This window comes from Chloracidobacterium thermophilum B (genome assembly GCF_000226295.1).
Classification (GTDB): Bacteria; Acidobacteriota; Blastocatellia; order Chloracidobacteriales; family Chloracidobacteriaceae; genus Chloracidobacterium; species Chloracidobacterium thermophilum.
Genome location: NC_016024.1, coordinates 1281666 through 1305812 on the forward strand (window position 1 = coordinate 1281666; position 24147 = coordinate 1305812).

Here is a 24147-nt window from a genome sequence, read left to right on the forward strand (position 1 = left end):
ACTCAACCGTCGCTGACGCGACGGGGGTGTGGGGGGGCCGCGATCCGTAGGTTGAAACCCACGGCTAAATTCAGCCGTCGCTACGCGACGATGGGGATTGCAATCCGGCGGGTGTGGCGGTTGCCCGTACGTGACGCGGCCGATACGGGGATGCCCGGGATTCGTGGGTTGAAACCCCCTCAACTCAACCGTCGCTGACGCGACGGGGGTGTGGGGGGGGCCGCGATCCGTGGGTTGAAACCCACGGCTAAATTCAGCCGTCGCTACGCGACGATGGGGATTCCAATCCGGCGGGTGTGGCGGTTGCCCGTACGTGACGCGGCCGATACGGGGATGCCCGGGATTCGTGGGTTGAAACCCCCTCAACTCAACCGTCGCTGACGCGACGGGGGTGTGGGGGGGCCGCGATCCGTGGGTTGAAACCCACGGCTAAATTCAGCCGTCGCTACGCGACGATGGGGATTCCAATCCGGCGGGTGTGGCGGTTGCCCGTACGTGACGCGGCCGATACGGGGATGCCCGGGATTCGTGGGTTGAAACCCACGCCTCAATTCAACCGTCGCTACGCGACGGGGGACGATTGCGGGGATGCCGCGATCCGTGGATTGAAACCCACGCTAAATTCAACCGTCGCTACGCGACAGGTTTGAGGCGCGGGCATCCCACATCGTCCTACGTCGCGTAGCGACGCCTGAATTTAGCCCGGCATTTCAATGCCGGGTAAGGTGTCACCAAGTCGTTCCGTCGCGTCAGCGACGGTTGAATAACATCCGGCGGACATGCGGGCGGATGCCCGGTTCTCCAGCAAAGATGCGGGCGGGACGCTCACGCTCCCAGCGGCAATGAACAGCGCTGTCATTCAGTCCCTATTTCTGGTGGCAACAAGGAAACCACAAACCTGTACAATCCTTCTGCCGCAGACAGCGCCCATGCGACTTGCTCGCTGTCTGGTTCTCCCGCATATCCGGGGTAACGGTAGATGCGGGCGTAGGGCGTCAACTTTATTCCGACGTCAATCCAATTCAAAAAGCCCTGCGCATACCGTGCAGCCGTTTGCACCAGCAACTCGATGTCGTGAGTACGCTCAAATTCCTGATCGCAGAAAACCAGATAGCCTTTGACGGCTTTCTCCGCTGCTTGCTGACAGTGATAAATCGCTGTGTCGAGCAATGGCGGTTCACTTGCTGCCAGGACACGTGCTGAAGCCAGGTCATGTTGTGCTTTGATGAGCCAACTCCGCACGAGTTGCGCTTTGGCGTTGGTCATACAGCACCCTTCCTTGACGAGCGATTTTGTATTCGAGCGAGGCCCGAACTTCCCGCAGGGCATCGAACTCAGCCCGGGTCCTCACGATAACGTCTTTGGGAATGCCAAGCCCGCTCAGGGAGCGGTGTCCCAGCACGGCGCGTTGGTAGTCGGACAAGTCACTCTCCGGGACAATCACCATCACATCCACGTCACTGTCTGCCGTTGGCGTCCCCCAGGCATACGACCCAAAGAGAATGACCTGCTCCGGGTGAAACACTTCAACCAGTCGGTGGGTTATTTCCTGAAGGGAGTCTTCGTTCACTGTTTTCATAGAGTCACACGATCCTGGAGAAAATTATCCTGCCGTGGTCACGCCGGCGATCCTCTTCTTCCGTGGGATGAAACCCATTGTAGGCTGAAACCCACATCTCTCAATTCAACCGTCGCTGACGCGACGGGGGTGTGGGGGGGGCCGCGATCCGTGGGTTGAAACCCACGGCTAAATTCAGCCGTCGCTACGCGACGATGGGGATTCCAATCCGGCGGGTGTGGCGGTTGCCCGTACGTGACGCGGCCGATACGGGGATGCCCGGGATTCGTGGGTTGAAACCCACGGCTAAATTCAACCGTCGCTACGCGACGATGGGGATTCCAATCCGGCGGGTGTGGCGGTTGCCCGTACGTGACGCGGCCGATACGGGGATGCCCGGGATTCGTGGGTTGAAACCCACGCCTCAATTCAACCGTCGCTACGCGACGGGGGACGATTGCGGGGATGCCGCGATCCGTGGATTGAAACCCACGCTAAATTCAGGCGTCGCTACGCGACAGGTTTGAGGCGCGGGCATCCCACATCGTCCTACGTCGCGTAGCGACGCCTGAATTTAGCCCGGCATTTCAATGCCGGGTAAGGTGTCACCAAGTCGTTCCGTCGCGTCAGCGACGGTTGAATAACATCCGGCGGACATGCGGGCGGATGCCCGGTTCTCCAGCAAAAGATGCGGGCGAGACGCCCGCACTCTCAGGAATTTGGGACGCCCGTGCTCCCAGCGGCGGCATATTCAATCTCAAACACATAGACCGTGCTGGGGCGGTAGTTCGACACCCACACATATTTGCCATCGGGCATGGTCGTCACGCCAATCGGGTGCACGTCGGTTTTGACCGTAAAGAGCTGTTTCATCTGTTCGAGATCAACGACGCCGAGGTTGTTGTCTTCGTAGTTGCACACAAAGGCATAGCGATCATCAATGGAAAGTGAGGTCGAACGTGCCTGCGTTCCGGTTTTGGCACGCCCGATAATGGTTTCCGTCGCACGGTCAATTTTGATGAGTGTCCCGGAAGCGTTGAGGGCGACATAGAGCAGCCTGCCATCGCGTGAAACGCAGACGTGGCGCGGGTTGTAACCGGTTTCAATGTCACGGACCTTCTGATGGCCCTGTTCGACATCAATGACCGCCAGGCTGTGCCCACCCATGATGCAGACGTAAGCCAGCTTGCCGTCGGGTGCAAAGCAGATGCCACGCGGAACCCTTCCAACGGGAACATCCTTGACCTTGGTCAATTTTTCGGCGTCCATGACCGTAATGGACTCGGAGAGCCAGTTGGCGGCATAAACCCACTTGCCATCGGGGCTTTCGGCAACAACCTTCGGTACGCGCCCGGCAGGAATCCGGGCGACAATCTGGTAGGTTTCGGTATCAATAACCACCACGACGCTCGTGGCCCCAACCCGCTCGCTGCCGTAAAGTGACACCCAGGCATATTTGCCGCCCTTGGTGAAGGTGCATTCGACCGGCTCACCACCGACGGGGACTTTGCGCAGAATTTCATAGGTTTGGGCGTCAATGAACGTCACCTGATGGCCGTAGAGGTTGCACGTCATGACCCGTTTGCCGTCCGGGAGGACGCGCAGCGACTTGGGCCCGGCCGGAACGTTCAGCTTTTTGACCAGCTTGAGTCCGGTAATGGTTCCACCAGTCGGTCGGATGTCCGCCCAGGGATCAGGTGTGGAAGTCGGGTTGGAGGCTGATGGCGAAGGTGTGGGAGCCGCCAGTGAGGTGGATTTGGGCGTGGAGCAGGCCGCCAGGATGATGAGCAGGACAGCCAGGGACAGTGGGCTGAAACCGGGGCGCATGGAGATGATTCCTTCAGGGGCAGTTGAATATCTGTCTTGGAATGTCTATTTCTGTGTTGACCGTGACAGGTTGGATGGGCGCTTCTGCGAGAGCCTAACGCAAAGCCGGCCGCGAGGCGAAGGTAATTGAAGAAGCTCTGATGGAACAATCATCTGGTAACGTAAAGCGGGGCGCGGAACTGCCGAGAAAGACAATATGGCTGTGATTTACGGTATCGCACCGGTTCTGGAAGCCCTGCGCAGCGGCAAGCGGCGGGTGAAGGAAGTGTGGCTGGCGCACGGCACAAAGCCACACCGGTGGCAGGAACTGCGCGCGCTGGCCGGGCAGGCGCGTATCCCCTTGTCCGAAGTCGAACGCAGCCGGCTCGATGCCATCACCCGCCGGGCCAATCATCAGGGCGTTGTGGCGTTGGTGTCGGCGGTCGGCTATGCCGATCTGGAAGAAGTGCTGTCCGGCATCACAGGCAGTCCCCTGCTGGTGGTGCTCGATCAGGTCGAAGACCCGCACAACCTGGGGGCTGTCATCCGTACGGCGGAGTGTGCCGGCGCGCACGCCGTCATCATCCCGGAACACCATGCCGTCGGGTTGACCGATACGGTTGTCAAAGCCTCCGCCGGCGCGACGGAATACCTGCCGGTCGTGCGGGTCGTCAATCTGGCGACGACTCTCGACAGCCTGCGGCAACGGGACATCTGGATTGTCGGGGTCGAACGGGATGGGGAGCGTCCATACGTCGGCTGGGATTTTACTCTGCCAACGGCGGTGGTTCTGGGAAGCGAAGGAAAGGGTATCCGGCGGCTGGTGCGCGAGCGGTGTGACCTGGTGGTGTCGTTGCCGCTCTTGGGCAATATCACCTCGCTCAACGTATCAGTGGCCGCTGGCGTTGTACTGTATGAAGCCGTCCGGCAGCGCCATCTCCTTTCACTGGCTGGCGGCCAGGCCTGACCGGCGCGATTACGGCTCCCGTGAGTCGCCACGTCGCAGCCGCCGCCTGCGGCGCAGTTCGTTGACTTCGCCGATGAGTTCGCGGGCTTCCGTCAGGGCTTCGTTCAGTTGTTGGGTGAAAAGCGATGCCTTTTTGGCTGCTGCCGTGAGCGCATCAAGGGTTTGCTGGGTGGCAGCCAGAAGGTGTTTGTGGGTGTCTTCCGGCTCCGAGGTGGCCGCTGGCCCGTCAAACAGGGACCGGAGTTCTTCGCGGTGAAACTCCAGTTCACCCCGGAGGCGATTGTGTTCGGCGCGCAACTGCAACAGGGCGCGGTGGGCGCGGTGCAGTTCGATACTCAGCCGGGCCCCGGCCTGACTGTACCGGTTGCCTTCCTGTTGGATGAGTTCCCGCAGGTGCGCCAGACGGCGCAGTTCCGTGATGGGTTGATCGCCGGCGAAAGCCGCAAACTCGCCGCTGATGTCGAGCGGTGGCGGCGCGGTGTCAAGGGTTCTGGCCTCTGCCGTTTCGGAAACCGGTGGGGGAAGCGTCGCTGGGGTTGAAGGACTGCCTGGTGGTGGGTTCGGAGGACTGGTTGGAGGTGCGCTGCCACCCGCCCCCGTGCCGGCTTCGAGAATCGCCCGAAAGGCACAAGCTTTGACCTGCTCGGCCACGGGAACAGGGATGCCGGCAGCCGTGGCGAGTTCGTAGGCCGAAGCCGTGCCAATGTCCCCCAGGCGGGTAATTCCTGCCGCGTGCAGCCGCTGAAGATTGACTGGATCAATGGTTTTGAAGTACGCCGCAACATCCGAAATGTGAGGTGTGGCGGCTATGGGGTCTGTCGTGCCTTGGCTTGGTGGTGCTGGTTCATCCGCCAGACTCTGCCGGATGAGACGGCGGAGTTCATTGAAATCACGGGTGAGGTTTTTGGTGTCGCGCTCGGTGAGGGTCCGTTTGCCCATCCGCACATCGAGCAGGGGGCGCTCAATGCCCTTCAGCACATCGAGAATGTCGTGGTACTGAATTGTCTCCGAAGCCTTGATGAGCGGGCGCAGCGCTCCAATACAGGCGTCTACCGTCCCCTTGACGACCCGGCTCTGGTCCGAGCCATTGCCGGCGCGGGCGACATAGTCCGCCAAGGTGTAGAGCGACAGTCCGACGGGTTCCAGGAATTCCCACACGATGGAGCCGAACATGCCCTTGAGTTCGGCTTCCGTCCGGCGTTCAGTAGCAAGCTGGTCTTCGATGGAGGGCGGCGCAAAGGCGCCGGTCGGGTGGATGAGTTCGTCAATGGCCGCCGCAATGTCGTCGTCACTTTCTTCGGGCCGGTGGGGCTTTTCCCCGACAGGGCTGCCCAAGCTGGGGGTGCGTGTCGTATCCGTGTCAGGTGGGTTGGCATCGCGGTTGGGCATAGACGGTGACGGTACTCAGACAGTACTCAAAACTGAGGGGGCGTTGGTGGGTAGTTGCTCCGTGGTTCAAGCGTCACCGAAAGCATCGTGATCTTCTGCTTCGGGCGAGACGTTCCTTCGACCGTGGGTGCATTGGAAATAATATCCACGACGTTCATTCCCGCAATCACCCGGCCAAAGATACTGTACTGGTTATCCCATTCAGGATGTGCCCGGCAGCAGATAAAGAACTGGGTCGTCGCGCTGTTTTTGTCATTGGCGACACGTGCGGCCGACACTGTACCCCGCACGTGCTTGAGCGCGCTGAATTCCGCCGGAATCTTGGGCAGGTCGGGGCGGCCCATACCCCACGTCTCTTCGCTCCCGGTTTTGGAGTTGGGATCACCACCCTGAATCAGGCTGCCCGGCTCGACCCGGTGGAAGGCCGTCCCATCGTAAAAACCACTGCGGATGAGACCCTGAATCTGGGCTGTATGCTTTGGGGCAATATCGGGAAAGAACTCAAAGACGATATTGCCAAACTCAGTTTTGATGACCGCCACCGACTGAGCTGCCGATGACCGACAAGCCGTGAGGGGAAAGCTGCCAACCAGCAGCATTCCCATCACCGGGAGGAAAAAGGTTATGGATCGGGTTACGGAGACAGGAAGGAAAAATTTACGCGGCTTGAGCTGACGATTTCTCATCGGAGGCTGAGGCTGCCGTCCCGGTGTCTGAAGCGGCTTCTGCCTGGCTTCCTTCGCGCCGGGAGGACGTGGAGGTGTTTTCCTGGCGACCCTTGGCGCTGTAGTCCGTAATGTACCAGCCGGAACCTTTGAACGTAATGGCCGGTGCTGACACGACACGGCTCAGAGCGTCAGCGCCGCAGGTGGAACAGGTAACGAGTGGCGCATCCGAGAACTTCTGGATGACTTCCACCCGTGCGCCACAGCTTTCACACGCATATTCATACAGAGGCATGGCTTGAACGCTTCCTTGACTTGGAATCTAAAGCTTTTGCCTTCAAAGGTTACGGAGCCATCCCCAGAGCGGAAAGTATGTTTGGAAACATTTGGGCCAGCGTCAGGGTGTTCTTTGAATTTCAACCTGCGCCTCATAGCTCCCACTGTTGTCCGACAGGTCGCCTTCATTGACGCCCAAGTACAGCTTGCCGCTGCGTTGCGCCACAAATTCCCGGGCACTGCCGATAAAAATGTAGTCGTCATTGTCATCGCCGATGACGGCAATGAGTGCCCCGGTGGGGCGTCCCGGCATCAGTTTCTCCGGGTCATCCTCGGCGATGCCGGCCGGAGTGGACTGGCGGCGGTTATCAAGCCGGATCGAGCCACGGGCTGAGATGCGCACCCGGTCGCCACGGCGCACGTCGAGCTGGGTATAGGTCCAGTCATCGCGGGCGATGACCTGTACTGTCCGGGTCAGTGTTGGGCTGCCAGTTCCGCTGCCGGTGCTGCCGCCCGTTGCTGGGGGACGGGTTGCCGGGGGCGTTGTCGGGCTGGAAGGTCCCGAAGCCGAGCCGGATGAGGGGGGCGTCGTGCGGGGTGGGGGCGTACTGCTGGCGGGTGGGCGCGTGTCTGGTGGGTTTGTGCTACCGGTGCTGCCGCCGTAGCCGGGGGGCAGCGGGCGTCCGTCAAACTCGACGCTTTCAATATCCTCAAGGGCAATGGTGGCCTGGGTTTCGGGCGAAGACCGTTCGTACACGATGATGAACCGCCGGTTTTCATAGCGGACGATCTTGCCGACAACCGTCTGTCCGTTTTTGAGGCGGATGGTGTCGGCCTGTGCCGAAGCTACCGGCCAGATGACAAGGCCGCCCAGGAGCGCAAGTGCAAGCAGAGGTTGGTGGTTCATGAGGGTTCACCCAACTGGCATGGAGTCGCGCCCTTGATGCACCAGACAGATGCCATCAGGCGGTTCTGGTGCTGTCCCGGCGGTTATTTCACTTCCGTTGCCAGCGCACCCGGAAAATAGCCCCGCCGGGTGAGAACGCGCGCATCCCGGTGCTTGGGAATGCGCACTTCAATTTCCCGGAAGTGTTTGGTGTTTCTGTTTTCGTTTGGTTCATAGACGAGGAAATACTGGTTGCGCAAGTAATCTTTGGCTAGGTCAAAAGCCCGTTTGGTCTGTTTGGTATCGCTGGGGAAAAAGACATCCCCTCCGGTTTCCTTGCACAGGCGCTTGAGGTTGCGGTCGTCCATGTTGAAGTAGGGGTTGCCTTCAACGCGAAACACGCCGCCGCCCTTGGTACTGATGGCATAGATGGTCACTTCCGCCCGCTGGGCAATGGCAATGGCTTCGTCCAGGGTTGTGCTGCTGGCCGTATCGCCGCCATCGGTGACGAGCAGGATGGCGCGCCGCCGTGTGCTGGCCAAAGGCATGTGCTCCAGGCAAACCTTTTTGATGGTGTCGTAAAGTGCTGTCCGACCGTTGGCGGTCGTAACGCTGTTGACGACCCGGGCCAGTTGCTGGAAGTCGTTGGTAAAGCCGGACCGAATCCGTGGCTCATCATCAAAGGTGACAAACGAAGCCTGGTCGCGGCGGTTGTCCAGCAGCTTGCTCAGGAATTCCGTGATGGCTTCGCGCTCAAAGGCCAGGCGGTAACGCACGCTTGTGCTGGTGTCCATGAGAATGGCCACGTTGAGTGGGAGTCCGTCCCGGCGCTGGAAGGCAATAATGGGTTGCCGACGCTTGTTTTCAAACACTTCAAAGTCAGACTGCCCCAGGTTGGGAATGAAGCGCCCCTGCCGGTCAATGACCGTCACTGGCAGGGAGACGTTGACCACGTCGAGGGTAAACTCTTCCCCACCGGTGGCCGCCGTCGGCTGAGGAAGGCTCTGGGCCGTCACGCCAGCCTGGTGTGACGCGCAGAGCAGTCCGCCCAGAAAGCCAAAGCAGCAGAGTATGAACAAAAACTGGCGCATCAGTACCTCATAACAAAACCGCCGCGATGGAGGGATGCAGCGGGGAGTTGCCCGGAGGGCCGGCGGGCTAACCATAACACGCGGCAAAGTCGTTCTGAGAAGCCTCGCACCCAGGAAATCCATCGGCGGACAGGCGAAACAGCCCGGACAGAAGCCGGAACGGTGTGTCCTTGGTTGGCAAAACCAACTGGCAGGTTGCTTGCTGCGGGCGGCGTTCCTGAAGAACCGGGCCGTTGCATCCGTCCGCCTTCCCGGAGCGGCCTGCGCTGTTTCCCGACTTGAGCCGGGATTTTCCAGGCGTGGAGAATTTTCGCCTTAACCGGCTTGTGCAGCGCTCAAAACCAAAGCACAATCACGACCGTTGAGTCACCAGTTTCCTCGATACACCTGGTCGTTTGACGGTCAATCCCGGCTCAAGTCACAGACATTCGACTTTGGTCTTGCGCCCTCGGCATTTTTCGTAGGCTGCTTTTGGGTACTTCCATGAAGGGCACGCTTTCACTTATCAACTTCGCCGACATTATCCGTGACTTACATCTGACACGGCGGACGGGCCTGCTGCGCCTGACCCGCGACCGTGAGCTGCGCGCCGTCTTTGTGGAGCAGGGTGATCTGGTGTTTGCCCTCTCCAATCTGCCGCACGAACGGCTTGGCGACTTTCTGCTGGCGCGCGACCTCATCACCCGCGAGCAGTATGAAGCGGCCGTCCAGAAGCCCAATGCCAAACAGCGCTTTGGGCAGGTGCTGGTCGAAATGGGCGTCATGTCCCGTGAGGCCGTGGAGACCCATGCGCGCCAGCACCTCACCGAAATCATCCTGGCCGCCTTCGAGTGGGAGCGTGGCGAGTTTGTCTTCGAGGAGGGCACGCGCGCAGCCCACGATGTCAAGCTCAATTTGCTGACTCCCAATCTCATCCTGATGGGCGTCCGCCGTATGACCAATGATGAGGCCGTACGGCGCGCGCTTGGGCCAACCACGCAGTTCATTGAGTTGTCGCCCGATGCCATAACCCAGCTTCAGCGCGCAACGCTCGATGGTACGGAAGGCTTTGTCCTGTCACGGATAACCGGACGGATGACAATTGACGAGCTGGTGCTGATCAGTGGCGTCCCGGAGGCAACCATCCTGCGGGTCGTGTATGGCCTGCTGTGTGCCGGTATTCTCGTGGGAAGTCATCCCCGCCCAACCATGGCCAATCCCCAACCGGCAGCTCCGGCTGCGCCGCCACCAGCAACACCGCAGCCCGTGGCGACACCGCCCACCCCGCACAGCATCCCGGAGCCGGAAGCTGTCAAGCCTGATGAAGCCCGCTTCGAGCTTCAGATGTTTCGTGAGTTTCTGTCCCTCAAAACCACGACCTACTACGACATGCTCAACGTGGGGCCGACGGCGAGTGATTCCGAAATCAAGCGTTCGTACTACCAGATGGCGAAAAAGTACCATCCCGACCGCTACCGGCCGTTGGGGATGCCGGATGTCCTGGAAAGCGCCGAATGGATTTTTGCCCGCATCAGTGAAGCCTACGAAAAGCTGCGCGACCCGGATGTCCGGCGACGGTATGATGAGTTCATTGGGTTGATTCCAGAAAATACGGTACAGACCGAAGCCAAAGTCGCTTCGGTCACAGCGCCCAGTCCGCCCTCCGCGCCACCGGTCAGTAAACCCGCGGTCGGCACCCAGACAGGGCAGATACCCACGCCGCCAATCCCACCGGTCGGCGCTGGCACAACTGGCTCACTCGCCTCTTCCACACAACCTGTTGGCAGCCGAACCGGGTCTTCCAGCCAGGGGTTGGGACGGCAGACCGGGGCGGCAACCACCGGCTCTGTGTCGGCGCCAGCCGAGACGGCGGCTGAAACGGCTGCGCGAAGCTATGAGATGGCCTGTGCGGCTATTGAGCGCAAGGATTTCATTACAGCCATAACCTACCTGCGCGAAGCCGTGCGCCTGGCACCGGAGGTCATCCGCTATCGCTCGCGCCTGGCGTCGCTGTGTATGCAGAATCCGAAGCTGCGCAAGGAAGCCGAAGATCAGCTTCTGGCTATCCTCAAAATTGATGGGACTTACGTGGACGCGCACCTGGCACTGGGGCACATGTACCATCAGGCCGGCATGGAAAAGTCGGCGCGCAAGCAGTTTGAGGCGGCGTTGGCCATCCAGCCGGACAATGCGGTGGCCAAACAGATGTTGTCTCTGCTGAAGTCAGAAACCGAAGCCAAAGCCGCGCCGGTGCCTCCCAAACTGCCCACCAAGCCGCAGACACCAGCGGCGAAGTCCCCGGCAAAGACGGAAAAACCCGAAGAACCCAAGAAAAGTCTGCTACAGCAGGATGTCGGTGAGCTGTTTGGCAAGCTCTTCAAGCGTTGAGCAGGTGGTGCCATGAAAGCCATGCTCCTGGCCGCCGGGTTCGGGACACGGCTTTTCCCACTCACGCTGGACCGTCCCAAACCGGCCCTCCCCGTACTGGGCCGCCCGCTCATTGCCTATGGCGTGGACTACCTCACCCGCTTTGGCTGCCGTGACCTCGTGGTAAATCTGCACTACCGGGGGGAAGCCATTGTGGCCGTCCTGGGGGATGGTGCGTCCTTTGGATGCCGCATTGCCTACAGCCACGAGTCGGATGAGATTCTGGGGACGGGCGGTGCGCTCGACCACGCCAGGCCGCTCCTCAATCCAACGGAAACCTTTGTGGTCATGAACGGCAAGCTCATCACCACGATTGATCTTCAGGCGGCGCTGGCGACGCACCGCCGCCAGCAGGCACTGGCAACATTGATTCTCAAGCCAAACCGGCGGCGGGAGCGGTTCAGTGTGGTCGAAGTGGATAACACAGGAGCCATCCGGGGCTTTGCGCCGCCGCCAGATGCCGCTGTGCCTGATCCGCCGCCGTTGTTTTTCACGGGCATTCAGATTCTGGAACCGGAGATTTTTGACTACATCCCACGCGCCCGGTTCTCACACACAACAACCGACGTTTATCCCCGCGCCATTGCTGATGGGCAGCGCGTTGTTGCCCACGTGGCAGGGCCGGATGAAGACTGGTACGAGTTCAGCACTCTGGAGCGATACCTTGACCTGTCCTGTCAACTGGCAGGCCATCCGCAGGCGGTCATTCGCGGCCAGAATTGCCAGGTGGCGGCTGATGCCCGTCTGGTGCGCACCATTCTCTGGAACCACGTCACCATCGGCGCTAAGGTGGAGTTGCACGAAGTCATCGTCGGAGACGGTGTGACCATCCCGGAAGCAACGACACTGTCGCGGGCCGCTGTCGTGCGGGCCGATCGGCTGGAGGTGTCGGAACGGGCGCGCGCCATTGCCGAGGGCAGGGGAAGGCAGGTTGGGGAAAACTTCATTGTCCATTTTTGATGTTCGTCCAGGTTCTGAGGTATTCCAGATTCTGATGGTCAACGTGAGCCGGGTTTTCACCGGCGTCTGTGGCCAGGTTCGATGTGTGCGGTGAATGCGTCATGAGACGCCGTGAGTTTCTCCAGCATCTTGCGCTCAGTTGTGGTGGGGTCTTGTGTCCGGCGGGAACTGGCGTAGGGGAACCTGTACTGCGCTGTTTGGATGGGTGGGCTGACGCGCCTGAAACACTGGACCGGGACATTCCGCGCGTTCCCCGTGAGTTCCGGGGCGTCTGGGTGGCCACGGTCGAAAACATAGACTTTCCTTCGTCGCGCCGCCTCACCCCGGAGGAGCAGCAGGCCGAACTGCGCGCCATATTCGACCTGGCTCAGGCGCTTGGCTTCAATGCCGTGATTTTTCAGGTGCGGCCCATGTGCGATGCGCTCTATGCGAGTCCCTATGAGCCGTGGTCGGAATATCTCTGCGGGGTGATGGGGCGACCGCCAGTGCCGTTTTACGATCCGCTGGCCTACGCCATCGAGATGGCTCACGCACGCGGAATGGAACTGCATGCCTGGTTCAATCCGTTTCGGGCGCTGCACCGGGCGCGACAGGGCGGCGTGGACCCGCAGCACATTGCCCGGCGGCGTCCCGACCTGGCCAAGCCCTACGGGCGCTATCACTGGCTTGATCCCGGCGAGCCGGAAGCCCGCGCCCATTCCTGCCGGGTGATTCTGGATGTCGTTGAACGTTACGACATTGATGCCGTTCACTTCGACGACTACTTCTACCCGTACAAGGAACGGCTGGTATCCGGCTACCTCATTCCTTTTCCCGATGATGACAGTTGGGCGCGCTATGGTCAGGGCAAGACCTGGCGCGCACGGGACGACTGGCGGCGGCATAACATCAACCAATTCCTCGGCGAGGTTGCGGCCGGGATTCGTCGCCTCAAGCCCCACGTCAAGTTTGGCATCAGTCCCTTTGGCATCTGGCAGCCTGATCATCCGCCCGGCATTCAGGGACTGAACTCCTACGTGGAGTTGTGTTCCGACTCCCGCCGGTGGTTGACCGAGGGACTGGTGGATTATCTCGCGCCCCAGCTTTACTGGCCCATTGAGCGTGAGCGGCAGAGTTATCTCCGGTTGCTTGAATGGTGGCTGGCGCAAAATCGCCAGCGCCGGCACGTGTGGCCTGGCAGCGCCGCGTTCAAGGTGGCTGATGGCACGCCGCGCGCTGTTCCGGCGCAGGAAATTACGGCCCAAGTCCGGCTTTCCCGGCGGCTCAATCGGCAGGGCGGCAACATTCACTTCAGCTTTCGGGTGTTCCGGCACAATCGCGGCGGACTGTCAGATTTGCTCCAGCAGGAAGTGTATTCCGTCCCGGCGCTCGTTCCGGCTTCGCCGTGGCTCGATGCGACCGTTCTCCCGGCGCCGCATCTGGAAGTCGGAACAACAGCAACACTCCGTCGTCCGGTGGCGGTGTGGCAGACCGACGACAGCCGGCCGGTGGCCCGCTGGTGTATTGCCATCCAGACCGGTGAAACCTGGGAGTTGCAGATTCAACCCGCCGCACAGCGCCAGGTGGCCTTGCCGGAGTCTGCGCGCGCCGTTGCCGTCTGGCCGGTGAGCCGCAGTGGAGTCGAAGGTCGCCGGGCAATTCTGTGGCGCGCATAGCCGGGTGGTGGATTGCTACACTGAATTTTTGAAATCCCTGCCCGGAATCATCCAAAAAAATGAAGGCGTCTGGAACCTGTGCGGCTGATGTGTTGCATTCCTGCACGGGGTTCTGGTTCTTTGTCGGTTTTCTGCCCGGTCAGGTGGGAATCTGACCTGACAGACCGGCGCTGTAAACAATCTGTAAATTCCGGTACGTTATTTGCCTTACTATGGCAGTGCCCTTCTGGGCAACCTTGCAAGTGAGGAGTCAACGAAGTCTATGGATAGGCCTCGTTACATGAAGAACATCCGGCAACTTCTGGTTGCCGCGCTTTTCGTCCTGACCGGCTGGCTGGCAACACCCAGCCTGGGGCAGGTGACGAATGGGAACATCCGTGGGATTGTTCAGGATGCAACCGGCGCGGTGGTCGCTGGTGCCAAAGTCACCCTGACGGACAAACAAACCAACAAGGTGACCACGGGACAATCAAATGACAGCGGCGAGTTTTTGTTCGTCAACCTGCCGCCCGGACTCTACGAAGTTAAAATCGAAGCGACAAACTTCACAACTTTGCTCCTGACAGGCGTGCGCGTTGAACTCAACCGTACGACTGACGTCCTCGCCAAGCTGGAAGCTGGCGGCACCACGGATGTCGTTGAAATCACCGCGACGAGCGTGGGGCTGGTGCAGACGAGTTCCAACGATCTGGCACGTTCCTATGAATCCCGCCAGGTTGTCGAGCTTGGCCAAACCACTGTCCCCGGGGGCATCTATAACCTGGCGCTGACCTCGGCCGGGGTATCCAGCAGCGGCGGTTTGGGGGTTGGCACCGGCGGTTCCGTCGGCGGGCAGCGCCCCCGGAACAACAACTTCACGGTGGACGGCATTGACAACAACGACAAGTCGGTGACGGGTCCGCAGATTTACATTTCCCCTGAAGCCGTTGCCGAATTCACGCTGCTGACCAATCAGTTTGGCGCTGAGTTTGGCCGGTCGAACGGCGGGCAGTTCATCACCGTCACGAAATCCGGCACGAATGCCTTTCACGGGACGGCCTATTTCTTCCTCCAGAACCGCAACCTCAATGCGCTGGGCGTCCGGGAGAAGGAACAGGGCATCACCCGTGACACCCAGCCGCGCTTTGACTACTCCCGCTATGGCGGGAATGTCGGCGGCCCGATTGTCAAGGACCGGCTGTTTTTCTTCACCCAGTATGAAGGTCAGCAAACGGGCTCATCGGCGACGGCCGGTGGCATCATTGCACCGACCCAGGCCGGCTACGCCCTGCTTGGTAGCATTCCCGGTCTCTCGGCGACCAATCTCAACATCCTGCGCACCTATCTGCCCCCCGCACCCACAGCCGATCCCAGCCTCATCGGGACGCTGGTTGTGGCCGGGCAGAACATTCCCGTTGGATTTGTGGCCATTGAGCGTCCGGCCTTCAGCAACCAGCGCAACTTCGTGTTCAATCTGGATTTTGTTCAGAGCGAGCGGATGACGCACCGGACGCGCTTTATCTTTGACCGCATCCGCAGCATTGACACCGGAGCGGGCCTGCCGGCCTTTTTCACGTCCATTCCGGTAGATGGGCGGTTGTTTTCGTACACCAACGTCTTTGCCATCCAGCCCAACCTGACCAACGAGTTTCGTTTCTCGTTCCGGCGGTCACGAAACGATGTTCCGGTGCCGGATATTGCCTATCCGGGGCTGGATAGTTTCCCCAACATCGAACTCAACGATCTGGGGGTCAACATCGGCCCGAATGGGGTTGCCCCACAGTTTGGGATTGAGAACAACTACCAGCTTATCGAGAACGTGACCTGGACGGTGGGCAACCATACACTCAAGTTTGGCATTGACACCCGGCGGCTGATTGCGCCGCAGTCGTTTGTCCAGCGGCAGCGTGGCGACTACTTCTACTTAAGGACCGAGTCGTTCCTGCGGGACCTGAGTCCTGAGTTTGGTGAGCGCACGGTTGGAGTTTCACCCTACTACGGCAACCAGTGGCTGTTTTTTGGGTTTGCGCAGGATAGCTGGCGGATTCGGCCGGAGCTGACCTTCAACTACGGCTTCCGGTATTCCTACCAGCAGGTGCCGTTTACGGCCCGTTTGCAGCGGCTCAACAGCGCCGCTTCCGTGCCGGGCCTGATTTCGTTCAACTCGCCCGCCGAGCAGACGACCAACTTTGCGCCGGTCATCGGACTGGCTTACGCGCCTGACTTTTCGTCGGGACTGATGAACCGCATCTTCGGGAATCCCGGAGCCAGCTCCATCCGCGCCGGATTTTCGATGGGCTACGACATCATCTTCGACAACCTCTACATCTTGTCGCTGCCGCCCCAGTTCAACCAGACCCGTAACGTGGAAGACCCCGGTGTGCCGGGCTTTCTGGCCGGGGGTGGCCTGCCGCCGACACCGGCACCCGTCACAGGAACTCCGGCGGAGTTGCGCGCCATCACCTCGTCGTGGATTCCCGACCAGAAAGTGCCCTACTCCATTACCTGGACGCTGGGCATTCAGCGCCAGTTCCTCAAGGACTGGGCGGCCGAAGTCCGCTATGTCGGAACCCGTGGCGTTCACCTGCTGACGCAGAACCGCATCAACCGGCAACCACGGGTGACACCGCAGAACTCGCTGCCGACGTTCCTGAGCAACCCGACGCCAGCGCAGTTGGCCGGATTGCCGACATTATCCCAAGTGATTGCGGCCCGGTCGAACTTCGTCCCGGCGTTTGCCGCGGCCGGTTTCAATGCTGGCAACCTGGTGGCGTTTCTCTCCAACGGCAACTCGACCTACCATGGCTTGCAGTTGCAGGTGCAGAAGCGGCTGACGCAAAACTACAGCGTGAACCTGGCCTACACCTTCAGCAAGCTCATTGACGACACGACGGCCGAACTGTTCAGCACCGTGTTGTCCTCGCGCCGGGTGCAGGACTTCCAGAACCTCCGGGCGGAGCGGTCGCTGTCCCTGCTCGACAGCACGCACCGGCTGGCAATTACTGCCAACTACGACGTGCCGTTTTTCCTCAACAGCCCGAATCCGTGGCTGCGGTCCCTGCTGGGTGGCTTCAGCATCTCCGGCACGTACAGCTATGAAACCGGCAAGCCCTTCACGGCCCGCAGTGGTGTGGATTCCAACCTCAACGGCGACAATGCCGGCGACCGTACCATCCTCAACCCGAACGGGCAGCGGGGCACCGGAAGCGGCGTGCGCGCCGTCAATGCGGCTGGAAATACGGTGCCATTGGGCAATCCGGCAACGGTGGCTTACGTGGCGCTCAACCCGAATGCCCAGTACATCGTGGCCGGCCCCGGCGCGCTGGCCACAGCCGGACGCAATACCCTGCGCGTGCCGGCCATCAACAACTTTGACATCTTCGTGCGCAAGAACTTTCGGATTACTGAAGGCATCCGGGCGCAGTTCCGGGCCGATTTCTTCAATGCCTTCAACCATCCGCAATTCGTGCCGGGGTCAGTCAACGGCGTCAATCCGGTGAGCACGACGGGGACGGCCGTCAATCGGTTCACGATTGCTTCGGACAGCTTCTTCAACCGTCCACGGGCGACGTTTGGAAGCAACCCGCGTTTCATCCAGCTTGCGGTGCGGATTGACTTCTGATCAGCGGCCAGCGTTTGGCGGTCAGACGGCGACGGTCGTTTGGCCGCCACAACGCTTGGTGCTGGTCTCCATTTTTCCTGAAGGAATGATGCGTATGAAAAAGCAACTGTGGTTTGTTCTGCTGTTTGGCCTGTTTGTATGTGGCCACACGGCCTTTGCCCAGGATGTTCCCCAGGGCGAATTTTTTGCCGGTTTTACCTACACGCGCCTCAATGACCTCACTCCCCGTGGCCCCAGCCAGGATGCCTTTGGCTTCAATCTGCAGGGTGTTTACAATGTCAATCGCGTGCTGGGCATTGTCGGCGACTTTGGGGCGCACTATGACAACGCGACCAACCTGTACACCTTCATGGCCGGCCCACGGGTGAGCCTGCGGGGCGAACGGGTGACGCCCTTTGCCCACGTGCTGCTGGGCGGCGCGCGGGCCAGCCGGGTGCCGGTGCCCAACACGGCTCCCCTGCGTTTTGATGGCGATGGCGGCTTTGCCATGGCGATGGGCGGGGGGCTGGACGTGAAGGTGTCGGACTTTGTTTCCCTGCGCGCCATTCAGGGGGAATACATGTTTACGAAAATCGGCGGCTCCGGCAGCGTTCTGCGCGACACCCAGAGTCACCTGCGCCTGAGCTTTGGCGTCAACTTCACGTTCGGCAAAAAGTAAGCTTTGGCAAAAGTAAGCTTCGGCAAAAAGTAAGCGCCATCGTCGGGTGACGCGCCCTTTGTTACACCGGGAGCTTTCGGCTCCCGGTTTTTTGTTCCCGGAAAGAAGTCCAGTGGCCGTTTGAAGGCAGAGCGTGGATCACTAGGCAGCACTGGCCGGCCATGTCATGGTTTACACCATTGCCTGCGGCTTGCAGCCGGAAAGGCAGGATTCCCAATCTCACGAGGACAAGACACGATGTTCAAGCGACAGGCGTTGCGACGCTCCCTGGTGGCCGGCACGGCAATGTTGCTCTGGACGGCCCCGCTGCCGCTTTTTGCCCAGAACTTCTCCAAAGATATGAAGGCTTCCGCATCGTCACCCATCGTCTATCCGCCCTCGAAGAAGGTCGAGCAGGTGGATGACTACCACGGCATCAAAGTCGCTGACCCCTACCGCTGGCTGGAAGATGCCGACTCACCGGAGACCAAAGCCTGGGTCGAGGCCCAGAACAAAGTCACCTTTGGTTTTCTGGAGTCCATTCCCGAACGGGCGCGGCTGCGCGAGCGCCTGACCCAGCTCTGGAACTACGAAAAGTTCGGAGTGCCGTTCCGCGAGGGCGACCGCTATTTCTTCACGCGCAACGATGGGCTGCAAAACCAGAGTGTGTTGTACGTCGGCAGGACGCCGGACGATCCACAGGCGCGCGTGCTGCTTGACCCGAACACCCTGTCTGCCGACGGCACGGTGGCGCTGACCAACTATGCCGTCAGCGATGACGGCAAGCTGCTCGCCTACGGTCTGGCCACAGCCGGCTCCGACTGGAACGAATGGCGGGTACGGAATGTCGAAACCGGTGAAGACCTGCCCGACCGTCTCCAGTGGGTCAAGTTCTCCGGCGCATCGTGGACAAAAGACGGCCGGGGCTTTTTCTACAGCCGCTATGACGAGCCGAAGGAAGGGAATCTGCTCCAATCCACGAACTACTACCAGAAACTCTACTACCACCGCGTGGGTACGCCGCAGTCGGCCGATGAACTCGTTTACGAGCGCCGGGACCACAAAGAGTGGGGTTTTGGCGGCTATGTCACCGATGACGGGCGGTATCTGGGCATTGTCGTCACCATGGGGACAAGTCCCAAAAACCTGTTTTTCTACAAGGATTTGACCAACCCGGAAGCGAAGGTGGTCGAGTTGATTCCCGACTTCATCGCCGACTTTACGCCCGTCGGCAACGATGGAACGACCTTTTACTTCCGCACTGACTGGGAAGCCCCACGTGGCCGTCTCATCGCCATTGACGCGACCCGTCCCGAACGGGCGAACTGGCGGGAGATCATTCCCCAGAGCCGGGATACGCTGGAAGCCGTCCGGTGGGTTGGCGGACGCTTCATTGCCCTATATCTGTCGGACGCCAAAACGCAGGTCAGGATGTTTGACCGCGAGGGGAAATTTGTGCAGGAGATTGCGCTGCCAGGCATCGGCACGGCCGTCGGTTTTGGCGGGAAGCCGGAAGCTACCGAGACGTTCTATGCCTTTACGAGCTTCACCCAGCCGACAAGCATCTATCGCTACGATTTCGCCACCGGGAAAAGCACGCTGCTGCGGCAGCCCAAAGTGGCTTTCGATCCGGGCGCTTATGTCACCCAGCAGGTGTTCTACAAGAGCAAGGACGGCACGCGCATCCCGATGTTCATCGTCCACCGCAAGGGCCTCAAGCAGGACGGAAAGAATCCCACCCTGCTGTATGGCTATGGTGGGTTCAACATTTCGCTCACACCGTCATTCTCACCGGCCCGGATTGCCTGGCTGGAAATGGGTGGCGTGCTGGCGATTCCCAACCTGCGCGGGGGTGGCGAGTATGGCGAGGAATGGCATCAGGCCGGCACCAAGCTCAAAAAACAGAACGTGTTTGATGATTTCATCGCGGCCGCCGAGTGGCTGATTCGGGAGAAGTACACCCAGCCGGCGCGGCTGGCGATTCAGGGCGGCAGCAACGGGGGGCTGCTCGTCGGGGCCTGCATGACGCAGCGCCCGGAACTGTTTGGCGCGGCGCTGCCGGCGGTCGGCGTTCTGGACATGCTGCGCTTCAACAAGTTCACGATTGGCTGGGCGTGGGAGTCGGACTACGGCTCACCCCAGAACCCCGAAGAGTTCAAGGCGCTGTATGCCTACTCTCCGCTCCATAATCTGAAGCCCGGAACGCGCTACCCGGCCACGCTCATCACCACAGCGGATCACGATGACCGCGTTGTGCCGGCGCACAGCTTCAAGTTTGCGGCGGCGCTTCAGGCCGCGCACAAAGGCGACGCGCCGGTGCTCATTCGGATTGAGACCAGGGCCGGACACGGTGCTGGCAAGCCCACGTCCAAGCTCATCGAGGAAACGGCCGATGTGTGGGCGTTTCTCGTCAGGACGTTTCAGATGACAGTGAAGTAGGCAGGTCAGCTACCGGGCTACCGGGCGGGCCCCGTATGGTGTTGGCTGGTTCTGGCTTCCAGCTTCATACGGGGCCGGCTTCATCTTCGCTGGCTGCCTCGGCGGGAAGTTTTGGCGCTTCCGGCTGGGCGTCCATCGGCAGCGGGCGTCCGTCGCCCAAGGCGCGGATGGCTTCAATGACGCGGTTGGAAATTGCACGGTAGAAGTCAATCCGCGCCCGTTCGTCTTCCGGCAGCGGTTGATCAAGCAGGTCGCTCAAGTCGAGCGGCTTGCCAATGATGATACGCACTGTACGAAAGAAGCTGGGGATGAGCTTGCCGACGCCAAGCACTTCATCGGTGCCCATCAGACGTACCGGAATAACCGTGGGGCGCGCGTCGTAGATGAGTTTGCCGACGCCAGCGCGGCCGCGGCCGATTTCGCCGGTCCGTGACCGCGTACCTTCCGGGAACACGATGACGATGTTCTGCCGGAGCATCTCCACCCACTGATCGACCTGTTCGAGTCCGCCGGCGCTGCGCCGGTCAACCGGGAAAGTGCGCAGGTTTTTGAAGAAGTATTCGCCCAGCACCCGCAGAACGCGGTCCTTGAAGCGCCGTGAGGACGGATCGCCAAAAAAGTTCTTGCGGTCGGCGAGATTGATCGGGATGTATTCCGGGCGAAACAGCATGCGCGGGATGTACAGCCCGACGCCCAGGGCGAAGTTGTCCAGGATGGAGGAATGGTTGGGGCAGTAGAGGACGTTTTCGTGTGATTCCGGGATGTTTTCAAGACCCTCCACCTTCATCCGGTTGAGCAGGCGAAACAGCAGAAAGCTGCCAATCGTGGCAATGCCCAGCGCGATGCCGACGCCAGCGCTCGCCTTCAGCAGGGACGTGTATTTTTCCGGCGAAGGTGGATTGTCGCCGGCTGCCGCCTTTGGTTTCGGCGTATCGGCCGGTTGCCCATTCAGGCTGCCGGAGGTCACTTGCGGGACGACGCGCATAGGCGAATCGGGGAGGCGACGTTTTGACATGGCTTCAGGTGGTCAGATGGGTTGGGGATGTCGCCCCAGCGTACATCAGGGCAGGAACCGTTATCCTGGGGCGGCGCTGGCGCTACTTTATACGTGCCAATCGGCTGGAAACAACTGGCCGGGTGCCAGGCCGGGACGACTTCCCAACCGGCAGTGTTTCCGCCAAGATAGACGGCATCCGGCACTTTGTGGAAAAGGACTTTTCCGATGAGTATCTACGAAAAGCATGTGTTCGTGTGTGTGGCGGGCAAAACCTGCCCGACCCAGGGAAGCGAGGCGGTCTGGCAGGCGCTGCGGGATGAAGTCAAAGCCTGCGGCAAGCTGGAGAGCATTCGGGTCAACAAGGCGGGCTGCCTTGCCCAGTGCGGCAACGGCCCGATGGTCGTCGTGTATCCGGAACAGGTCTGGTACGGTCACGTCACCGTGGAGGACACCGCGGCCATTGTCCATGAACACCTGCTGGGCGGGCAGCCCGTTGAACGGCTGCGCTACGTCAAAACCAAGCCGGCGGCCTCATGATGCGCAGGGTCATTGCCACGGCTCCGACGCGCATTGATCTTGCCGGCGGCACGCTGGACCTGCCGCCGCTCTATCTGTTTCATCCGGGGGCGCTCACCGTCAATGCCGCCATTGACCAGCTTGCCACATGTGAGGTGACGACCCGCGCGGATACAAGCATTGTGCTGGTCTCACGTGATGTCGGACAGCGTGAAGTGTATCCGTCACGGGACGCCCTGCGCTTTGATACTCCGCTTCAGTTGTTGGCGCGGTTGGTGGCTTTCTTTGGGCCATCGGGCGGCATCGAGGTGATGACGGCCTGCGCTGCGCCACAGGGTTCGGGCCTGGGCGGTTCATCCGCGCTGGTGATGGCTCTGGCCGGGGCACTGAACCATCTGACCGGCGCGGGCTATACCCCGGAGCAACTGTTGATCCTGGCCCCGAACATCGAAACCCAGGTGATTCGCGTTCCGGCCGGAGTGCAGGATTACTATCCGGCGGTGTATGGGGGCATCAGTGCCATTCACCTGGGGGTGGGGGGCGTCTGTCATGAGTCGCTGGCGGCCGATTGGCTTCCGTGGCTGGATGCCCACGTCGTGGTCTGCCACACCGGGCAGGCGCACTTTTCCGGCACGAACAACTGGGAAATTTTCAAGCGGCACATCGAGGGCGACCTGGCGACGCAGGCGGCTCTGGCGCGGATCCGGGACTTGGCCCGGGACATGTATGCAGCGGTGTGCGCCCGTGACCTTGGCGCGGTGGCCGCAGCACTGGAGCAGGAATGGCACCACCGGCGGCAACTGGCGGCCGAAGTCTCCACACCGACTATCGAACGGCTCATGACCGTGGCGCGGGAGTCCGGCGCGCTGGCCGGGAAGGTATGTGGCGCTGGCGGCGGCGGCTGCGTGGTCTTTGTGGTTGCCGAAGGGCGCAAGCCAGATGTGCAGGCGGCTTTGACGGCTGCCGGAGGGCAGGTGCTCGATGCCCATCTCACCGCCCAAGGGCTGACCGTAACGGAAATGTGATGGCTACAACAGGGGTGGTGTCAGCCGCGCTGCCACCACCTGCCAGATGGCTGTGTGTACTTCGTCGGGGGAGCGGTTTGCATCAATGACCCGAATGCGCGTTGGGTACTGTTCGGCCAGCGCCAGAAAGCCGGCCCGTACCCGGTGGTAGAACTCCAGTCCTGCCGCCTCGAAACGGTGGGCCGGTGCGCCACGTTGCCTCAGCCGCTGGACGGCCATTTCAACCGGCAGGTCAAGCAGGAACGTCAAATCCGGTTCCAGCCCCTGTGTGGCAAGCTGAAGGCTCTGTTCGATGACCTCGGCGCTCATCCGGCGTCCAGAACCCTGATAGGCCCGGGTGGAATCGGCAAAACGGTCACAGACGACGATCTGGCCGGCAGTCAGCGCCGGACGGATGACGGTCTCGACGTGCTCGGCGCGGTCGGCAGCAAACAGGAGAATTTCGGCGCGGGTGGTGGGTGCTGTCTCTCTGGTATCGAGCAAGACTTGGCGCAGGTAACGTCCAAGAGGCGTGCCGCCCGGTTCGTGGGTGTGGATGACCGGCACGGCTGCCCGCTGGAGTGCCGCCACCAGCCGTTTCACCTGGGTCGTTTTTCCAGAACCATCAATCCCCTCGAAGCTGATGAACTTACCGCGAGGCGGCGCTTGACAGGTAGGCATTGGGTTTGGGTGCCGTGCGATTACAGCTCAGGATGTGGTCTCCCCGCCGTCACCGGCCTCTTTTTCACCTGATGAGCTTTCTGCTGTCGTGCCGGGTGCGGAGGGTGTCGGATGGCGGCCCGGGCCGCTGCGCATGACGGAAATGGTGGAAATGGCATGTTTGAAGATGAGTTGCTCCTGCTGTCCGGCTTCCAGAACAACCGAATACTTGTCGAAGCCACGGATGCGGCCCGTCAGTTTGACGCCGCTGACGAGATAAATTGCGACCAGTGAACGCTCGCGGCGCACCTGATTGAGAAAGGTGTCCTGAAGATTTTGTGAAGACGCCCCCGATGGCGACGCAGGTGATTTGGCATCCATAGTTTTGTGTCCAAAGCCCCCTGCCAAGACAGACGCGGCAGGTTGACGGTTCAACAGGTTGGGACAAAAAAGAACGTCCAAAAAAAGATGAGTGGCCAAAGTACCATTGCCGCTCCGAAAATTCCAACCGGGCCAGCCCCCTGGCTTGACCTGCCCGGTGACGAACATCCATGTTCGACCTGCACGCTGGTGCGTAGAAAACCTACAGGAGCCGGACTCTAGCTTGCCGTATAGTACGCGGTAGTGTATAATA

Annotated in this window: 21 protein-coding genes; 10 read left to right on the plus strand and 11 right to left on the minus strand. The window is 60.7% G+C overall.

What is annotated here, in order from left to right:
• Window positions 1-855: 855 nt before the first annotated feature.
• On the minus strand, window positions 856-1266 hold the full coding sequence (locus CABTHER_RS05300) for a HEPN domain-containing protein (protein ID WP_041569099.1): 411 nt from the start codon (window positions 1264-1266) through the stop codon (window positions 856-858).
• Window positions 1211-1579: a nucleotidyltransferase domain-containing protein gene (locus CABTHER_RS05305; protein WP_014099570.1), complete on the minus strand. Its 369-nt coding sequence runs from the start codon at window positions 1577-1579 to the stop codon at window positions 1211-1213. The genes CABTHER_RS05300 and CABTHER_RS05305 overlap by 56 nt, the downstream gene beginning before the upstream one ends.
• A 194-nt stretch (window positions 1580-1773) precedes the next feature.
• Between CABTHER_RS05305 and CABTHER_RS05310 the strand changes: the two genes are divergently transcribed.
• On the plus strand, window positions 1774-2085 hold the full coding sequence (locus CABTHER_RS05310) for a hypothetical protein (protein ID WP_041569100.1): 312 nt from the start codon (window positions 1774-1776) through the stop codon (window positions 2083-2085).
• Window positions 2086-2269: 184 nt separating this feature from the next.
• Here the strand turns inward: CABTHER_RS05310 and CABTHER_RS05315 are convergent, their stop codons facing one another.
• Window positions 2270-3385, minus strand: a complete 1116-nt coding sequence (locus CABTHER_RS05315; RefSeq protein ID WP_014099571.1) for a cytochrome D1 domain-containing protein — start codon at window positions 3383-3385, stop codon at window positions 2270-2272.
• A gap of 196 nt (window positions 3386-3581) precedes the next feature.
• Here CABTHER_RS05315 and rlmB point away from each other — a divergent pair, with 196 nt between their 5' ends.
• Window positions 3582-4331, plus strand: a complete 750-nt coding sequence (gene rlmB, locus CABTHER_RS05320) for a 23S rRNA (guanosine(2251)-2'-O)-methyltransferase RlmB (protein ID WP_014099572.1) — start codon at window positions 3582-3584, stop codon at window positions 4329-4331.
• 9 nt (window positions 4332-4340) lie between these two features.
• Here rlmB and CABTHER_RS05325 read toward each other — a convergent pair whose 3' ends face one another.
• The 5 genes from CABTHER_RS05325 to CABTHER_RS05345 all read right to left on the minus strand — a co-directional run bounded on the left by CABTHER_RS05325 (window position 4341) and on the right by CABTHER_RS05345 (window position 8638).
• Window positions 4341-5720: a hypothetical protein gene (locus CABTHER_RS05325; protein ID WP_014099573.1), complete on the minus strand. Its 1380-nt coding sequence runs from the start codon at window positions 5718-5720 to the stop codon at window positions 4341-4343.
• A 26-nt stretch (window positions 5721-5746) separates the two neighbouring features.
• The gene (locus CABTHER_RS05330; protein ID WP_228374079.1) at window positions 5747-6325 is read right to left on the minus strand and encodes a peptidylprolyl isomerase; all 579 of its coding nucleotides are present in this window, start codon (window positions 6323-6325) and stop codon (window positions 5747-5749) included.
• Between the two features lie 52 nt (window positions 6326-6377).
• Window positions 6378-6680 (minus strand): FmdB family zinc ribbon protein, encoded by a 303-nt coding sequence (locus CABTHER_RS05335; protein ID WP_014099575.1) that lies wholly within the window; start codon window positions 6678-6680, stop codon window positions 6378-6380.
• 102 nt (window positions 6681-6782) lie between these two features.
• Entirely contained in the window at window positions 6783-7568 is a 786-nt protein-coding gene (locus tag CABTHER_RS05340) for a hypothetical protein (protein ID WP_014099576.1), read from the minus strand.
• An 83-nt stretch (window positions 7569-7651) separates the two neighbouring features.
• Window positions 7652-8638, minus strand: a complete 987-nt coding sequence (locus CABTHER_RS05345; RefSeq protein ID WP_014099577.1) for a VWA domain-containing protein — start codon at window positions 8636-8638, stop codon at window positions 7652-7654.
• A 471-nt stretch (window positions 8639-9109) separates the two neighbouring features.
• On the opposite strand from CABTHER_RS05345, the gene CABTHER_RS05350 reads away from it, so the two are divergent.
• The 6 genes from CABTHER_RS05350 (at window position 9110) to CABTHER_RS05375 (ending at window position 20336) form a co-directional block, all read left to right on the plus strand.
• A complete protein-coding gene (locus tag CABTHER_RS05350) occupies window positions 9110-11005 on the plus strand; it encodes a DUF4388 domain-containing protein (RefSeq protein WP_212770329.1) in 1896 nt (631 codons plus the stop codon).
• A 12-nt stretch (window positions 11006-11017) separates the two neighbouring features.
• A complete protein-coding gene (locus tag CABTHER_RS05355) occupies window positions 11018-12004 on the plus strand; it encodes a sugar phosphate nucleotidyltransferase (protein ID WP_014099579.1) in 987 nt (328 codons plus the stop codon).
• Window positions 12005-12105: 101 nt separating this feature from the next.
• On the plus strand, window positions 12106-13659 hold the full coding sequence (locus CABTHER_RS05360) for a glycoside hydrolase family 10 protein (RefSeq protein ID WP_081464716.1): 1554 nt from the start codon (window positions 12106-12108) through the stop codon (window positions 13657-13659).
• A 262-nt stretch (window positions 13660-13921) separates the two neighbouring features.
• Entirely contained in the window at window positions 13922-17260 is a 3339-nt protein-coding gene (locus tag CABTHER_RS05365; protein WP_081464717.1) for a TonB-dependent receptor, read from the plus strand.
• A gap of 94 nt (window positions 17261-17354) precedes the next feature.
• Window positions 17355-17918 (plus strand): hypothetical protein, encoded by a 564-nt coding sequence (locus CABTHER_RS05370; RefSeq protein WP_148263955.1) that lies wholly within the window; start codon window positions 17355-17357, stop codon window positions 17916-17918.
• A gap of 237 nt (window positions 17919-18155) precedes the next feature.
• Window positions 18156-20336 (plus strand): prolyl oligopeptidase family serine peptidase, encoded by a 2181-nt coding sequence (locus CABTHER_RS05375; protein WP_014099583.1) that lies wholly within the window; start codon window positions 18156-18158, stop codon window positions 20334-20336.
• A 64-nt stretch (window positions 20337-20400) separates the two neighbouring features.
• On the opposite strand, the gene CABTHER_RS05380 is transcribed toward CABTHER_RS05375, so the two are convergent.
• Window positions 20401-21351: a lysophospholipid acyltransferase family protein gene (locus CABTHER_RS05380; protein ID WP_081464718.1), complete on the minus strand. Its 951-nt coding sequence runs from the start codon at window positions 21349-21351 to the stop codon at window positions 20401-20403.
• Between the two features lie 207 nt (window positions 21352-21558).
• Between CABTHER_RS05380 and CABTHER_RS05385 the strand changes: the two genes are divergently transcribed.
• Window positions 21559-21870, plus strand: coding sequence for a (2Fe-2S) ferredoxin domain-containing protein (locus CABTHER_RS05385; protein WP_014099585.1), 312 nt, complete (start codon window positions 21559-21561; stop codon window positions 21868-21870).
• Window positions 21867-22874 carry a GHMP family kinase ATP-binding protein gene (locus CABTHER_RS05390; RefSeq protein WP_049787467.1) on the plus strand — a complete coding sequence of 336 codons (1008 nt, stop codon included), beginning with the start codon at window positions 21867-21869 and terminating at the stop codon, window positions 22872-22874. Before CABTHER_RS05385 ends, CABTHER_RS05390 begins: the two co-directional genes overlap by 4 nt.
• Before the next feature lie 3 nt (window positions 22875-22877).
• On the opposite strand, the gene tmk is transcribed toward CABTHER_RS05390, so the two are convergent.
• Together tmk and hfq are read right to left on the minus strand one after the other, a co-directional pair.
• On the minus strand, window positions 22878-23534 hold the full coding sequence (tmk, locus tag CABTHER_RS05395) for a dTMP kinase (protein ID WP_014099587.1): 657 nt from the start codon (window positions 23532-23534) through the stop codon (window positions 22878-22880).
• Between the two features lie 27 nt (window positions 23535-23561).
• A complete protein-coding gene (gene hfq / locus CABTHER_RS05400; RefSeq protein ID WP_455423192.1) occupies window positions 23562-24062 on the minus strand; it encodes an RNA chaperone Hfq in 501 nt (166 codons plus the stop codon).
• Between the last annotated feature and the right edge of the window lie 85 nt (window positions 24063-24147).

What these genes read in the sequence shown, in the direction of transcription:
- CABTHER_RS05300 (WP_041569099.1), bottom strand. Translation starts at nt 1,266, where the DNA reads ATGACCAACGCCAAAGCGCAACTCGTGCGGAGTTGGCTCATCAAAGCA.
- CABTHER_RS05305 (WP_014099570.1), bottom strand. Translation starts at nt 1,579, where the DNA reads ATGAAAACAGTGAACGAAGACTCCCTTCAGGAAATAACCCACCGACTG.
- CABTHER_RS05310 (WP_041569100.1), top strand. Translation starts at nt 1,774, where the DNA reads ATGGGGATTCCAATCCGGCGGGTGTGGCGGTTGCCCGTACGTGACGCG.
- CABTHER_RS05315 (WP_014099571.1), bottom strand. Translation starts at nt 3,385, where the DNA reads ATGCGCCCCGGTTTCAGCCCACTGTCCCTGGCTGTCCTGCTCATCATC.
- rlmB (WP_014099572.1), top strand. Translation starts at nt 3,582, where the DNA reads ATGGCTGTGATTTACGGTATCGCACCGGTTCTGGAAGCCCTGCGCAGC.
- CABTHER_RS05325 (WP_014099573.1), bottom strand. Translation starts at nt 5,720, where the DNA reads ATGCCCAACCGCGATGCCAACCCACCTGACACGGATACGACACGCACC.
- CABTHER_RS05330 (WP_228374079.1), bottom strand. Translation starts at nt 6,325, where the DNA reads ATGGGAATGCTGCTGGTTGGCAGCTTTCCCCTCACGGCTTGTCGGTCA.
- CABTHER_RS05335 (WP_014099575.1), bottom strand. Translation starts at nt 6,680, where the DNA reads ATGCCTCTGTATGAATATGCGTGTGAAAGCTGTGGCGCACGGGTGGAA.
- CABTHER_RS05340 (WP_014099576.1), bottom strand. Translation starts at nt 7,568, where the DNA reads ATGAACCACCAACCTCTGCTTGCACTTGCGCTCCTGGGCGGCCTTGTC.
- CABTHER_RS05345 (WP_014099577.1), bottom strand. Translation starts at nt 8,638, where the DNA reads ATGCGCCAGTTTTTGTTCATACTCTGCTGCTTTGGCTTTCTGGGCGGA.
- CABTHER_RS05355 (WP_014099579.1), top strand. Translation starts at nt 11,018, where the DNA reads ATGAAAGCCATGCTCCTGGCCGCCGGGTTCGGGACACGGCTTTTCCCA.
- CABTHER_RS05360 (WP_081464716.1), top strand. Translation starts at nt 12,106, where the DNA reads ATGAGACGCCGTGAGTTTCTCCAGCATCTTGCGCTCAGTTGTGGTGGG.
- CABTHER_RS05365 (WP_081464717.1), top strand. Translation starts at nt 13,922, where the DNA reads ATGGATAGGCCTCGTTACATGAAGAACATCCGGCAACTTCTGGTTGCC.
- CABTHER_RS05370 (WP_148263955.1), top strand. Translation starts at nt 17,355, where the DNA reads ATGAAAAAGCAACTGTGGTTTGTTCTGCTGTTTGGCCTGTTTGTATGT.
- CABTHER_RS05375 (WP_014099583.1), top strand. Translation starts at nt 18,156, where the DNA reads ATGTTCAAGCGACAGGCGTTGCGACGCTCCCTGGTGGCCGGCACGGCA.
- CABTHER_RS05380 (WP_081464718.1), bottom strand. Translation starts at nt 21,351, where the DNA reads ATGTCAAAACGTCGCCTCCCCGATTCGCCTATGCGCGTCGTCCCGCAA.
- CABTHER_RS05385 (WP_014099585.1), top strand. Translation starts at nt 21,559, where the DNA reads ATGAGTATCTACGAAAAGCATGTGTTCGTGTGTGTGGCGGGCAAAACC.
- CABTHER_RS05390 (WP_049787467.1), top strand. Translation starts at nt 21,867, where the DNA reads ATGATGCGCAGGGTCATTGCCACGGCTCCGACGCGCATTGATCTTGCC.
- tmk (WP_014099587.1), bottom strand. Translation starts at nt 23,534, where the DNA reads ATGCCTACCTGTCAAGCGCCGCCTCGCGGTAAGTTCATCAGCTTCGAG.
- hfq (WP_455423192.1), bottom strand. Translation starts at nt 24,062, where the DNA reads ATGTTCGTCACCGGGCAGGTCAAGCCAGGGGGCTGGCCCGGTTGGAAT.